Genomic DNA, 14,162 nt, shown 5'->3' on the forward strand with positions numbered 1-14,162 from the left:
CCCCCCTGTGACAATGTTTTGACCGGGCGGCCGTCACAATCCCAGCAATGCCACGGGGGCCTGGGCGAACAGGCGCCCCGGCTGCAACCACGCCTCCAGCGGGGGCTCCGGAGTCCCCGCCAGCAGGTCGCGGACCGGGCGGCGCAACTCCGCCGGGATCCGGATGGCGGTGTCGCCCCAGTCCGCGCGCCGCAGGTCGGGCTGCGCCGGATCCGGAAGCAGGGGCAGGCTGCGCAGCGGCACGGCGACCAGTACCGCTTCCTCGCCGAATCGGCGGGCGAAGGCCAGCAGGCGGTCCGCATGCCGCCCCCGGACCTCCAGGGGCCGGTAGTCGCCCACGGCGAACAGCGCCGGCTGCCGCCGCCGCAATCCCAGCGCGGCATGCACCAGCCGCTGCTTGATGCGTCCATCGCGCCAGCCGCGCAGCAGCTCCGGGAGAGCCGCTTCGGCGCGCAGGCTGCCGGCCCTGGCGTCGAAGTCCACCGGGCGGCGATTGTCGGGATCCACCAGGCTGAAGTCCCAGCATTCCGTACCCTGGTACAGGTCCGGCACTCCGGGCGCGGTCATCCGCAGCAAGGCCTGCGACAGGCCGTTGACCGCCCCGGCCGCGGCGATGTCCTGGACCAGCGCATGCAGGCCGGCGACGAAGGCGGCGTCGCCCAGCAGGCGCTGCAGGAAGCCGCGGCAGTTGCCTTCGTAGGCCAGGTCGGGCTCCAGCCAGCTGCTGTGGCGCTTGGCTTCGCGCAGGGCCTTGAGCTGCCAGGCCGCGACGCGCTCCTCGAAGGCGCCGAGGCCTTCACGGTCGTCCGCGGACAGGTCCAGTGGCCAGGCACCGGCCAGGGTCTGGTAGAGCATGAGCTCGTCGGCGGCATCCGGACCGGTGCTGCCGTGGCGGGCAGCGTTGCGGGCGCGCCAGCTTCGCAGTACCGCTCCCCAGCGCTGCGGCAGCTCGCTGAGCACCGCCAGGCGCGCACGCAGGTCCTCGCCGCGCTTGTGGTCGTGCGTGGCCGTGGCCAGCATGGTCAGCGGATACCGCCGGTGGCGCTCGCGCGACAGGCGATGGAACGCGGCGGCATCCAGGGCGAAGCGCGAGGGGTCCGCGCCCACCTCGTTGCGCGAGAGCAGGCGGCCGTGCCGGTAGAACACGGTGTCTTCCACCGCCTTGGCGGCCAACGGAGCCGTCAGCTGCTGGAAGCGTGCGATGGCACGCAGCCGCAGGCGCCGCGCGGATGCGCCCCGCAGCTGCCGCGGGGGTTCGCCTCCGAGCCAGCGGTCGATCCGCTCCAGCAGGGGACGCTCGGAGGCCGGCAGCTTCGGCGCCGCGGCGGCGACCACGCCGCGCATGATCGCCTCGTCGGCCTTGCTGCGGCCGCGGCCGTCGGCATAGGTGCGATACACCGGGAACTGCACCAGCAGTTCGGACAGCACGCGCCGGATCGCCGGCAGGGTCCAGTCGCGGGTGCCGGGCTCGCTGCGGGCGATGCGGTGCAGGGCATGGGCGCATGCGTTGAAGTCGGCGGTGAACAGGTCCTGGGGGATGCTGCGTCGCGCGCGGGCTTCCTCGGCACCGTAGCTGCCCCGGCCCGAGAGTTCGCGCCAGAGCTCGCCCAGGGGCGCTTCGCCCGCCGGGTCGTGGAGCAAGGCGCCGACGTCGTTCATGAAGGCATAGCCGCTGCTGCCGTCCACCTGCCAGTCGCGCGCCAGTCTCTCGCCCGGGCCGAGGATCTTTTCCACCACGATGTAGGCATGATCTTCCCTCAGCTCCGCGGGGCGCTGCGCGGCCAGTTCCGCCAGCCTTGCCCGCAGGCGCCGGCAGTAGGCGCGCGGATCGGCCAGCCCATCGACATGGTCGATGCGCAGGCCGTCGATCAGGCCCTGGGCGTAGAGCCGGAAGATGGTGGCGTGCACGGCCTCGAACACCTCCCGCTCCTGCACGCGCAGGCCCGCCAGCTGGGTGATGTCGAAGAAGCGCCGCCAGTTGATCTCGTCGCCGGCGCAGCGCCACCAGCTCAGGCGGTAGTGCTGGCGCTCCAGCAGCCGGTGCAGCCGCCGCGGATCGGCATGCGCGTCGAGGATGGCCTGCAGGGCGGCAGGCCGCGCCCCGAATGCGGCGCCGAGTTCATGCCGGGCTGCCTCGAGGTCCCGGCCCGCCCGGAACAGGGCGGCTGCCTCCGGCATGCCGGCCTGGCTCAGCAGCGGTGCATAGTCGCGCGGAGCCAGCGGGAAGCGATGCCCGTAGTAGGAAAACTGGAAGCGCGAGTCCTCGAAGCGCAGCGCGATCTCGCCGGCCGCCAGCGACTCGCCGTAGGGCTTGCCGAGGACAGGGGCCAGCACCCGCCCGCGCAGCAGCGGATCGGTGGAATCCCAGTCGATGTCGAAATAGCCTGCGTAGGCGCTGTGCGGTCCGTTCTCCAGCACGTCCTGCCACCAGGGATTGTCGGCTTCGCCGACGGCCATGTGGTTGGGGACGATGTCGACAACCAGGCCCATGCCGCGCGCACGGAGGCCGGCCACCAGTTCGCGCAGGCCCGCTTCCCCGCCGAGTTCGGGATTGACCTGCGTGGGGTCCACCACGTCGTAGCCGTGCATGGAACCGGCCCGCGCGCGCAGGATCGGCGAGGCGTAGAGATGGCTGATGCCGAGCGCCTCGAAGTAGGGAAGCTGGCGCAGCGCATCGGCAAAGCGGAAGCCGGCATGGAACTGCAGACGCAGCGTGGCGCGAACGGTCATGCCGGGCCGCGCTCGTCCCGCAGGATCGCCAGGCGCCGCATGGCTTCCGGCTGGCGCAGCAGATGCTCGGCAGGCTCGGGCAGCCGCCGCCGCCAGTTGGGGTGCTCATCGACGGTCCCGGGCAGATTCGGCTGCTCCGCCAGACCGGCAATGTCCTCCAGCGGAATCATCGCCAGCTCGCAAGGCGTGCGTGCGACGAAGCGCAGGGCGGGCTCCAGCGCGGCGGCGGCGTCCTCGGCGGCGGGCCTCGCCGCCGCCGCGATGCCGGCGTGCTCGAAGGCGCCCCAGAGCATGCCCCGGTCCGCCTCCCGGGTCTCGCGCTCGCGGGCAGCATCGGCACGGCTGCCCTGGCCAGCCGCCTCGCGCGCATCGATGTCGCGGCCGAGCCACCACCCCCGCGTCGTCGGCAGGTCGTGCGTGGAGGTGGTGGCCATCGCCGCAGGCGTCCAGCGCGCCGGCTCGACGAAATAGCCGTGGTCGCGTTCGAACCAGAGCACGCGCATTCCGAGCAGTCCGGCCTGTCGCATGCGCTCGCGCAAGCCTTCCGGCACGGTGCCGAGGTCCTCGCCGACGATCAGGGCCTGGCTGCGCCAGGATTCCAGGATGATCAATCGCATCAGATCTGCCAGGGGGTAGCTCAGGTAGGCGCCATCGGCCGCGGTGCCGCCATCCGGGATCAGCCACAGGCGCTGGAGCCCGAGGACGTGGTCGATGCGCAGCCCGCCGACGTGGCGCAGCGCCGCGCGCAGCATCTCCAGGAAAGCCTGGTAGCCGCGGGCCTGCAGCGCGCGCGGCGAGAAGGCCGCAAGACCCCAGCCCTGGCCGAGCGCACTGATCGCATCCGGCGGCGCGCCGATGGTGAGGCCCGGCAGGAGGTCCTGCTGGCGCATCCAGGCCTGGCTGCCCCCGCCATCGCTGCCGACGGCCAGATCGCCGATCAGGCCGATCGACATCCCGGCCTCGCGCGCGCTGCGCTGCGCGCCGGCCAGGCCGCGCTCGGCCAGCCACTGCAGGAAGACATGGAAAGACACCTCGTCCTGATGCCGGGCGGCGAACTCGGCCACGGCGGTGCCGGCGGGATCGCGCAGCTCCGCCGGCCAGTCCCGCCAATGCCAGCGTCCCTGAGCGAACTGCGCGGCATGCAGGGTCTCGAAGCGGGCGTGCGCTTCCAGCGCTGGCCCGCCGGTGCTGCGGTAGCGGCGCCATTCGTCCATCAGCGGGTCGGGTGAACCGGCGTCGCGCTGCCGCAGCAGGTTCCAGGCTGCCCGCAGCAGCTGCAGGCGCAGCCGCTGCGCACGCGGCCAGTCGATCAGCGGGGCGGCCTCCAGTTCCGCAAGGCCCTCCGCGATGCCGCATTTCTGCGCCAGGCCTGCCATCAGTTCGGCGCCCAGCAGTGCCGCCGGATCGCCATGCATCACGTTGTAGAACAGCCGGCTCGAAGGCGCGTAGGGGCCGTAGCGGTGGAGGTCGGCGCTGAACTGCGCGTGCACGGGGCTGACCGCCACGGCGTCGGCGCCGGCAGCGGCGGCCTGCCGTACGAAGGCCTCCAGGCTGCTGAAATCGCCGATGCCGCCGTCACCGGGGCGGCGCAGGCCATAGAGCTGCACGGCCAGGCCCCAGATGCGCGAACGCGTGGCGAGGTCGGCGACGCCGGGGGCTCGCCCGGGAGCGACGGCCAGCAGGATCTCGCGGTCCGCAAGTTCCAGGCGGTGATAACCCGGCTGGGTCACCGGACGCAGCCGGGCCCGCCCGCCGCCGATGTCCTCCGGCGTCAGGTCCAGACGCTCGCCGCGCTCCAGCACCAGGCGCAAGCGGCGTCCCGGCGTCAGTTCGGCGGCCGGCCCCTCGAAGCCCGAATCGCTCGCGGCGGTCACCAGCGGCGGAAGCCGCGCGCGTGCCTGTTCGCCGCGCAGCTGGGCCAGCGCGGTGGACAACGCCGGGGCGTTGCCGCAAGGCAGGCCCAGCGCCCCCAGGATGCGGCACAGATTCTCGGGCGAGACCACGCGGCGCTCGCCGCGCCAGTCCTGCCAGTGCGGCGCGACGCCGGCCAGTTCGGCCAGTTCATGCAGGGACTCGAGATTCATGCCGGCTCCTGCAGATACACCGCGCAGCGCCGACCCGGCAGTTCGCCGGCCGCCATCGCGGTGGCAAGATCCGGTGCCGTGCCGTAAAGGAGCATGCCTGCCTGCGGCGGCACCGCTACCGGGGCTTCATGGAGATTGACCCAGGCCTGCAGCGCCGCACCGTCGCCGAGGCGCCAGGATGCATGGACCGCCCCCGCCGAAAGGCGCTGCGCACCGGTGCTGCGGCTGCCATGCAGGCGCGGCATCAGGCGATCGCGGCGCAGCGCCAGCAGGCGGCCGACTTCGAGACGGCGCGCACGTTGCGCCGGATCGCTCGCTTCGGCCGGATCGGCGATGGAACGCCGGAATGTCGCCTCGTCGTTGGGATCGGGGATGGCGGCCCGGGCCTTGTCGCTGCGGAAGGCACTGAAGGCGGCGAATTCGCGCCGCCGCCCCTCGCGGACCGCCTCGGCCAAGGGTCCCTGGAAGTCGGTGAAGAACAGGAAGGGGCTGCGGCTGCCCCATTCCTCGCCCATGAAGAGCAGTGGAATCTGCGGACTCAGCAACTGCAGGGCGATCGCAGCTCGCAGGGATTCGGGATGCGCCAGCACGCTCAGGCGCTCGCCCAGGGCCCGGTTGCCGATCTGGTCATGGTTCTGCAGGAAGAACACGAAGGAATAAGGGGGCAGCCCGCGGCTGTCGCTGCCACGCGGTGCGCCGCCGTGGGATGGCGAGGGCTGTCCCTGGTAGGCGAATCCCTCGGCCAGGCAACGCGCCAGCTGCGCGGCCGGATCGTCGGCATAGTTCGCATAGTAGCCCTCGCTCTCGCCGGTGAGCATGACGTGGATGGCATTGTGGATGTCGTCGTTCCATTGCGCCGAAAAGCTGCCCTGAAGATGCCGCGCCTCGTTGCGTTCGTTCTCCAGGACCAGGTGGATATGGCGGGCGGCACCGACGCGCTGGCGCAGCAGCGCGCCGAGCTCGTCGACGAAGTCGGGATCCTGGATGGCATGCACGGCGTCGAAACGCAGGCCATCGAAGCGGTACTCCTCCAGCCAGTACAGCGCGTTCTCGACATAGAAGCTGCGCACCTCCGGCCGGCGGAAGTCGATCGCGGCTCCCCAGGGAGTCTGGCGGTCGCCGCGAAAGAACTGCGGCGCATAGGCCTGCAGGTGATTGCCCTCCGGCCCGAAGTGGTTGTAGACCACGTCGAGCAGCACCATGATGCCCTGCGCATGGGCGGCATCGATCAGCTGCTTGAGCTGCACGGGATCGCCGTAGGCCGCATCCGGCGCAAACGGCAGCACGCCGTCGTAGCCCCAGTTGCGGCGGCCGGCGAAGTCGGCGAGCGGCATCAGTTCGATCGCCGTGATGCCGAGTTCCGCCAGGTCCGGCAGGCGCTCGCGCACGCCGTCGTAACCGCCGCAGGTGCCGGCATGAAGCTCGTAGATCACGGCTTCGGTCCAGGGGCGGCCGATCCAGTCCTCCTGCTGCCAGTCGTAGGCCCGCGGATCGATGACCTCGCTGGGGCCGCCGACGTCGCGCGGCTGGAAGCGCGAGGCCGGGTCGGGCACCTCGCGCCCGTCCGGCAGGCGGAACAGGTAGCGGGCACCGGCGCCGCAGGATGCCTCCAGGGCCACCCAGCCATCGGGTTCACGGCGCATGGCCTGCGGCGGCTGGCCGTCGACCAGCAGTTCCACCGTATCCACTCCGGGCGCCCACAGGCGGAACGACGTGAGTCCGTCGGACAACAGGGTGGCCCCGAAGGGCAGGCGATGCTCGTGCCTCATGCCGCGGGCTCCTGGGGATGGAACTGCGCGAGAAGCAGCACCAGGCTGCGGCGGTAGACGTCGTAGTGCTGGTGGTTGAGGGCGGCCTCCGGCTTCGACGGCTCGCGGGTGTCCAGGACCAGGCGCCAGGACAGGGCCGGCTGCGGGAGGTGGAAGCGGTGCTCGGCGATGTCGGCATTGCTCAGCAGCATCATGGCTTCCACGCCGCCATCCTCGCGGCGGCGCGCGCGCCGCACCGCCAGCAGGCGCGCCATGCCGTTCTTCCAGTCGTCACCGGCCAGTTCGTTGCCGCTTTCGTCGAACCAGTCCACGTCGCGCAGCCCCGCCACGACCTCGCCCTGGGCATGCTGGTAGTAGTCAGCACGCAGCAACGGGTACTGCCGCCGCAGGCCGATCAGGCGCATGACAAAATCGTGCAGCGCGCGACCATCCTCCTGCTCCAGCAGGGACCAGTCCAGCCAGGCGATCTCGTTGTCCTGGCAATAGGCGTTGTTGTTGCCGCCCTGGGTCTGGCCGAACTCGTCGCCCGCCAGCAGCATCGGAGTGCCGTGCGCGAAGAACAGCGTGGCGAGCATGCTGCGACGCAGGCGTTGCCGGCGCAGCAGCACGCGCGGATCCTGCGTGTCGCCTTCCGAGCCCCAGTTATGGCTGTCGTTGTGGTCGGCACCGTCGCGGTTGTCCTCGCCGTTGGCTTCGTTGTGCTTCTGCGAGTAGCTCAGCAGGTCGGTCAGCGTGAAGCCGTCGTGCGCGGTCACGAAATTGATGCTGGCCCAGGGCCGGCGGCGGTGATGGTCGAACAGGTCGGCAGATCCCTGCAGACGCGCCGCCAGCGCCGCCCGCTGGTTGGGGTCGCCGCGCCAGTAGCGCCGCAGGTCATCGCGGAACAGCCCGTTCCACTCACCGAAACCGGCGGGATGCTGTCCGATGCGGTAGCCGCCCGGGCCGACGTCCCAGGGTTCGGAAATCAGCTTGACGCGCGACAGGACGGGGTCCTGCAGCAGCGCATCGAAGAAGCCCGCGCCAGGGTCGAATCCTCCCGGCTCGCGGCCCAGGCTTACCCCCAGGTCGAAGCGGAAGCCGTCGACATGGAACTCCTGCACCCAGTAGCGCAGCGAATCCATCGCCAGCTGGATGACGCGGGATTGCGAGAAATCCAGTGTGTTGCCGCAGCCGGTGTCGTTGATGTGGTAGCGCGGGTCCTCCGGCATCAGCCGGTAGTAGACGGCGTTGTCGAAGCCGCGCAGCGACAGGGTCGGTCCCAGTTCGTTGCCCTCGCAGCTGTGGTTGTAGACCACGTCGAGCAGGACCTCGATGCCGGCGGCATGGAGCTGCTTCACCGCCCATTTGATCTGGCCCAGGGTGCCGTCGGACAAGTAGGCCGGCTCCGGCGCGAACCACGACAGGGTGTTGTAGCCCCAGTAGTTGGTGAGGCCACGCTCCAGCAAGTAGCGGTCTCGCGCGAAGGCGTGGACCGGCAGCAGTTCCACGGCGGTGATGCCGAGCTGCCGCAGGTAGTCGACGGTGGAAGGATGCCCCAGCGCGCCGAAGCTGCCGCGGTCATGCTCCGGCAGATCGCCGCGGCGCATGGTGAAGCCGCGCAGGTGCATCTCGTAGATGACGGTCTCCTCCCAGGGAATGCGCGGCGGGTGGTCGTTGCCCCAGTCGAAATGCTCTTCCCAGACCACGCCCTTGGGCATGTGGCTGGCGCTGTCGCGGCGGTCGAAGGACAGGTCCGCGCGCGGCGAACCGATGTGGTAGCCATAGAGCGCGTCATGCCATTGCAGCTGCCCGTGCAGGCGGCGCGCGTAGGGGTCCAGCAACAGCTTGTTGGGATTGAAGCGGTGGCCCTGCCGGGGCTCGTAGGGACCGCTGACGCGGTAGCCGTAAAGCTGCCCGGGGCGGGCATTGGGCAGGTAGCCATGCCAGACGCCGTCGGTGCAGTCCGGCATCGGCAGGCGTGTGGTCTCGTGGCGGCCGTTGCCGTCGAACAGGCATAGCTCCACTTTCTCGGCATGTTCGGAGAACACCGAGAAACAGGTGCCGCGGCCGTCGAACTGGGCTCCCAGCGGGCTGGCATGACAGCGTTCCAGGCGATCCGGCAGCTCAGACATGCGGCGGCGCCTCCTGCGGATCCCAGGCCAGCAGCAGGGTCGCCAGTGGCGGCAGGGTCAGGGCCAGCGAGTACGGCTGGCCATGGCTCGGCTGCTCGTCGGCCTGCAGTTCGCCGCCGTTGCCGACGCCGGAGCCGCCGTAAGCCGTGGCGTCGGTGTTGAGGATCTCACGCCAGCGGCCGGCACGCGGCGCGCCCAGCCGGTAGCCGTGGCGCGGCACCGGCGTGAAGTTGCAGATCGCGATTACCGGCGGCGCGGCGAGATGGCCGGCCCGGTACCAGGCATGGACGCTGTTCTGCCGGTCGTCGCCGACGATCCAGTGGAAGCCGGCTCCCTCGCAATCGCCTTCGTGCAGGGCCGGCTGCATGCGATACACCCGGTTGAGATCGCGCAGCAGGTCCTGCACGCCCCGATGCAGCGGGTCGTCCAGCAGGGCCCAGGCCAGGCTCGCGTCGTGGTTCCACTCCTGCGGCTGAGCCAGTTCGCCGCCCATGAACAGCAGCTTCTTGCCCGGGTGAGCCCACATGAAGCCGTAGTAGGCGCGCAGGTTGGCGAAGCGCTGCCAACGGTCGCCGGGCATCTTGCCCAGCAGCGAGCCCTTGCCATGCACGACCTCGTCATGGGACAGCGGCAACACGAAGCGCTCGGAGAAGGCATAGACCAGACCGAAGCCGATGCCGTCGTGGTGATGCGAGCGATGCACCGGATCTTGCTGCATGTAGTGCAGCGTGTCGTGCATCCAGCCCATGTTCCACTTGTAGGAAAAGCCGAGGCCGCCGTCGGCGAGCGCATGGGTGACGCCGGGCCAGGCGGTGGATTCCTCGGCGACGACGATGGCGCCGGGACAGCGGGCGGCCACCATTTCGTTGAGGTGCCGCAGGAACTCCACGGCTTCCAGGTTCTCGCGGCCGCCGTAGCGGTTCGGAACCCACTCGCCGGGCTTGCGCGAGTAGTCGCGGTACAGCATGGACGCCACGGCGTCGACACGCAGGCCGTCGAGATGGAATTCCTGCAGCCAGTGCAGCGCGCTGGCGATCAGGAAGCCCTGCACCTCGCGGCGTCCGAAGTTGTAGATCAGGGTATTCCAGTCCTGGTGGAAGCCCTCGCGGGGATCCTCGTGCTCGTAGAGGGCGGTGCCGTCGAAGCGCGCAAGGCCGTGCGGGTCGCTCGGGAAGTGCGCCGGCACCCAGTCGGCCAGCACACCGATGCCCGCCGCATGCGCGCGATCGACCAAGCGCTTCAGCCCCTCCGGCTCGCCCATATCCGCCTGCGGCGCGAACATGCCGAGCGGTTGGTAGCCCCAGGAGCCGCCGAAAGGATGCGCGGTGATCGGCAGCAGCTCGATGTGGGTGAAGCCCAGGTCCTGCACATAGGGAATCAGTCGCTCGGCCAGCGCGTCCCAGTCGGGAGTCTCGCCCCGGCGCCAGGAGCCGGCATGCAGTTCGTAGATCGTGATCGGCGCCTGAGGCGACTGGCGGCTGCCCCGTGCGGTCATCCAGGCGTCGTCCCGCCAGTCATGAGGGCGTTCCGCGGCGACCACGGAGGCGGTCTGTGGTGGCCGTTCGGTCTGCAAGGCCAGGGGATCGGCCTTGTGCAGCAGGTGACCTTGCGCATCCAGGATCTCGTACTTGTACAGGCTGCCGGCGGGCAGCCGCGGCAGGAACAGTTCCCAGATGCCGCTGCCCTGGCGCAGGCGCATCGGATGCCGCCGTCCGTCCCAGTGGTTGAAATCGCCGATGACGGAGACCCGTCGCGCGTTCGGCGCCCAGACGGCGAAGCGGACGCCGGGCACGCCGTCGACGGCCTGGTGCTGGGCGCCGAGGCAACGGCCGAGACGGTAGTGCCGGCCTTCCCCGATCAGGTGCAGGTCCAGGTCTCCCAGCAGCAGGCCGAAGGAGTACGGATCTTCGGTTTCCTGCGGCGCGCCGCCGGGCCAGTGGATGCGCAGGCGGTAGCGGCTGCCGCGCGGGATGCGGCCCGCGAAGAGCCCGGCAACCTGCAGCGGCTGCAGTACCGCGAGCACGCCGTTTCCGTCGATCGCCGCGACCTCTTCGGCTCCGGGCAGGAAGCATCGCAGCACCAGCCGGTCTCCGGCCTCATGAGGCCCCAGCGCCGCAAAGGGATCGCCGCAACGGCCCTCCGCCAGTGCCTGGGCCTGGCCGGCCGGGAGGAACAGTGCGTTGTCGCGCGGGTTCATCGGGATACCCCCACGCGCTGCACCAGGGATGCCAGGCCGCGAAGCGGAACCGGCAGCCAGTCGGGGCGATTGGCCGCCTCGTAGCTCAGTTCGTAGGCCGCCTTCTCCAGGGTGAAGAGATCGATCAGCGCGTTCTCGGCTTCCGCCGATGGCCAGCGATGCGCAATGCCGGCCGACGCCCCGCGATAGGCCTGCAGGAAGACCTCCGGGACCTCGCGGCGGAAGCGTTCCAGAACCGGATCGCGGGCCGCCGGCTGCTCGGCGGCGGAGGCGGCCACCGCGGCCGCATAGTCGAAGGACCGCAGCATGCCGGCAACATCGCGCAATGGACTGGTCAGGCGGCGGCGCTCGGCCAGCGGACGCGCCGGCTCGCCCTCGAAGTCGATGAAGTAGGCATCGCCCTGCGCCACCAGCACCTGTCCCAGATGCAGGTCGCCGTGGGTGCGCGTAAGCAGCGAGCCCAGGCCCTGCGCGGCGAGCGACGGCACGGCCGATTGCAGCGCCGGGCGCGCCGCCTGCAACTGCTGCGCCAGCGCCCGGTCGGCTTCGGAGAGCCCGGCCGAATGGCGGAGCGGGTCCAGCGCCGACTCCACCCTGGCGAGCACCGCGTCACTCCACTCGCGGCGATCTTCTTCCCCGGCGCGGCGCGGCGCGAAGGCCGGATCGTCGCTGTCCTGCGCCAGGACCGCGTGCAGCTCGCCCAGGCGGCGTCCCAGCAGGGCCGTGAAGGGCAGGTATTCGCCCAGCGTGTCCACCGGCGGATCGCGAGGCGTGGCCGCGTCGGCGAAGGCGCGCTCCAGCAGGTTGAGGGTCCAGGTCCAGGCATCGCCCTGGTTGTGCATGAAGCCTTGCAGCACCGCCAGCACGCGCGGCTGGCCGCCGCGGTCCACATGGGTGACTTCGCCCAGCAGCGGCGCGATGTTGGCGTAGCCGCGCTCGGTCAGCAGCCGCCCCATCTCGGCCTCGGGATGAAGCCCCGGCTGCAGGCGGCGGATCAGCTTCAGGATGACGCTCTCGCCAAGGATCAGCGAGCTGTTGGACTGCTCCGCCGACAGGCGCCGGACCTCGGCGTCGGGAGGCACGGTCATGGCCTCCATGCGCGAGGTGGGCAGGAAGCGCAGTTCGCCGTCGTCGGTCGGCAGCACCGCGCCGGCGCGCATGTGATCGAGCAGCCCGCGCGCCAGGGCATCCAGCGTGAAGGCGTCGGTGAGATACCCCACCTTGGGGCCGCGGCGCACGCGGGCCAGGGCCAGCTGGTGCGGCAAGGCGGTGACGGCTTCCTCTTCCGGCAGGAAGCCCAGCGGCAGCTGCCAGCGTTCCGGAGAATCGCCCGCCGTTTCCACCTGGGCCATCAGGATCGGTCGCGCCGCACCCGGCAGCATGGTGGCCGAGACGATCCGGCAACCGTCGAAGCGACGGTCCTTGGCGGAGAACCAGCGGCGCTTCGGCAGGTAGGCGGGCAACACCTCCTGTTCCAGCAGCTGGCGCGACGGCGGCTGCAGCAGTTCTCCGACCTCGCGCCGGAGCACGAATGTGCGGAAGTCCGGCATCGGTTCCGGTGTGGGTTGGTGCCAGGACGGCATCTGCGCCTCGGTGGCCAGCAGGAACCAGTAGAACCCATGCGAGGGCAGGGTCAGCAGATAGGGCAGCTGGCCGATCGGCGGAAAGGCCGATCCGCCGACCATCTCCACCGGCACGCGCCCGGCGAACACCGCAAGATCCAGTTCCACCGCCTGGGCATTGCGGCCGACGTTGGCCACGCAGAGGATGGTTTCGCTGCTCCCGTCTTCTCCGCTGTATTCGCGCAGGTAGGCCAGCACTCGGCGATTGCGGGGATAGAGCAGCTTCAGGGTGCCGCGCCCGAAGGCCTTGTGCTGTCCCCGGATCCGCAGCATGCGCCGTGTCCAGTTGAGCAGGGAGTGCGGATCGCGGTCCTGGGTCTCGACGTTCACGGCCTGGTAGCCGTAGAGCGGATCCATGATCGGCGGCAGCACCAGGGCCGCCGGATCGGCGCGCGAGAACCCGCCGTTGCGGTCGACCGACCATTGCATCGGCGTGCGCACGCCGTCGCGGTCGCCGAGGTAGATGTTGTCGCCCATGCCGATCTCGTCGCCGTAGTAGATCACCGGCGTGCCGGGCATCGACAGCAGCAGCGAATTGAGCAGTTCGATGCGGCGGCGATCGCGCTCCACCAGAGGCGCGAGGCGGCGACGGATGCCGAGATTGATGCGGGCTCGGCGGTCGGCCGCATAGGTGGTCCAGAGATAGTCGCGCTCCCGGTCGGTGACCATCTCCAGGGTCAGCTCATCATGGTTGCGCAGGAAGACGGCCCACTGGCAGTTGGCCGGGATATCGGGCGTCTGGCGCAGGATGTCGGTGATGGGGAAGCGGTCCTCCTGCGCGATCGCCATGTACATGCGCGGCATCAGCGGGAAATGGAAGGCCATGTGGCATTCGTCGCCCTCGCCGAAGTACAGATTGGTGTCCTCCGGCCACTGGTTGGCCTCGGCCAGCAGCATGCGGTCCGGATACGCGGCATCGATCTCGGCGCGGATGCGCTTGAGGATCGCATGGGTTTCCGGGAGGTTCTCGTTGTTGGTGCCCTCGCGCTCGATCAGGTAGGGAACGGCGTCGAGGCGCAGGCCGTCCACGCCGAGGTCCAGCCACCAGCGCATGGTTGCCAGAACCTCCTTCATGACCCGCGGATTGTCGAAATTGAGATCCGGCTGGTGCGAATAGAAGCGATGCCAGAAATACGCACCGGCCACCGGATCCCAGGTCCAGTTGGACTTCTCGGTATCGAGGAAGATGATGCGCGTGCCCTGGTACCTCTGGTCGCTGTCGGACCAGACGTAGAAGTCGCGCGCGGCGCTGCCGGGCCTGGCGCGGCGCGCGCGCTGGAACCAGGGGTGCTGGTCGGAGGTATGGTTGATCACCAGCTCGGTAATCACCCGCAGGCCGCGCTCGTGAGCCTCGTCGATGAAGCGCCGCGCATCGGCCATGCGGCCGTAGTCACTGTGCACCGCGCGGTATTCGGCGATGTCATAGCCATCGTCGCGGCGCGGACTGGGGTAGAAGGGCAGCAGCCAGACCGCAGTGACGCCCAGGCCGGCGATGTAGTCGAGCTTGTCGATCAGGCCGGCAAAGTCGCCGATGCCGTCGTTGTTGGCATCGTAGTAGGACTTGACGTGCAGCTGGTAGACCACCGCGTCCTTGTACCAGAGCGGGTCGACGTTCGGGGTCCTGTCGTTCTTCGGCTTCCTTGCCATGG

General features: G+C 70.1%; 6 protein-coding genes. All 6 read right to left on the reverse strand.

What is annotated here, in order from left to right; all coding sequences use genetic code 11:
• Positions 1 to 33: 33 nt before the first annotated feature.
• The 6 genes from treY to treS are packed head-to-tail and all read right to left on the reverse strand — an operon-like array spanning position 34 to position 14,160.
• Complete coding sequence (gene treY, locus C3942_RS15260; RefSeq protein ID WP_104231214.1) at positions 34 to 2,730, reverse strand: malto-oligosyltrehalose synthase; 2,697 nt, start codon at positions 2,728 to 2,730, stop codon at positions 34 to 36.
• Positions 2,727 to 4,814, reverse strand: a complete 2,088-nt coding sequence (gene malQ / locus C3942_RS15265; RefSeq protein WP_104231215.1) for a 4-alpha-glucanotransferase — start codon at positions 4,812 to 4,814, stop codon at positions 2,727 to 2,729. Before malQ ends, treY begins: the two co-directional genes overlap by 4 nt.
• Complete coding sequence (gene treZ / locus C3942_RS15270; protein WP_104231216.1) at positions 4,811 to 6,583, reverse strand: malto-oligosyltrehalose trehalohydrolase; 1,773 nt, start codon at positions 6,581 to 6,583, stop codon at positions 4,811 to 4,813. Before treZ ends, malQ begins: the two co-directional genes overlap by 4 nt.
• Positions 6,580 to 8,694, reverse strand: a complete 2,115-nt coding sequence (gene glgX, locus C3942_RS15275) for a glycogen debranching protein GlgX (protein WP_104231217.1) — start codon at positions 8,692 to 8,694, stop codon at positions 6,580 to 6,582. The genes treZ and glgX overlap by 4 nt, the downstream gene beginning before the upstream one ends.
• Entirely contained in the window at positions 8,687 to 10,891 is a 2,205-nt protein-coding gene (gene glgB, locus C3942_RS15280) for a 1,4-alpha-glucan branching protein GlgB (protein ID WP_104231218.1), read from the reverse strand. The genes glgX and glgB overlap by 8 nt, the downstream gene beginning before the upstream one ends.
• On the reverse strand, positions 10,888 to 14,160 hold the full coding sequence (treS, locus tag C3942_RS15285) for a maltose alpha-D-glucosyltransferase (protein ID WP_104231219.1): 3,273 nt from the start codon (positions 14,158 to 14,160) through the stop codon (positions 10,888 to 10,890). Before treS ends, glgB begins: the two co-directional genes overlap by 4 nt.
• Between the last annotated feature and the right edge of the window lie 2 nt (positions 14,161 to 14,162).

It is taken from the genome of Solimonas fluminis (assembly GCF_002930645.1).
GTDB lineage: Bacteria > Pseudomonadota > Gammaproteobacteria > Nevskiales > Nevskiaceae > Solimonas_A > Solimonas_A fluminis.

What these genes read in the sequence shown, in the direction of transcription:
- glgB (WP_104231218.1), bottom strand. Translation starts at nt 10,891, where the DNA reads ATGAACCCGCGCGACAACGCACTGTTCCTCCCGGCCGGCCAGGCCCAG.
- treZ (WP_104231216.1), bottom strand. Translation starts at nt 6,583, where the DNA reads ATGAGGCACGAGCATCGCCTGCCCTTCGGGGCCACCCTGTTGTCCGAC.
- malQ (WP_104231215.1), bottom strand. Translation starts at nt 4,814, where the DNA reads ATGAATCTCGAGTCCCTGCATGAACTGGCCGAACTGGCCGGCGTCGCG.
- treS (WP_104231219.1), bottom strand. Translation starts at nt 14,160, where the DNA reads ATGGCAAGGAAGCCGAAGAACGACAGGACCCCGAACGTCGACCCGCTC.
- treY (WP_104231214.1), bottom strand. Translation starts at nt 2,730, where the DNA reads ATGACCGTTCGCGCCACGCTGCGTCTGCAGTTCCATGCCGGCTTCCGC.
- glgX (WP_104231217.1), bottom strand. Translation starts at nt 8,694, where the DNA reads ATGTCTGAGCTGCCGGATCGCCTGGAACGCTGTCATGCCAGCCCGCTG.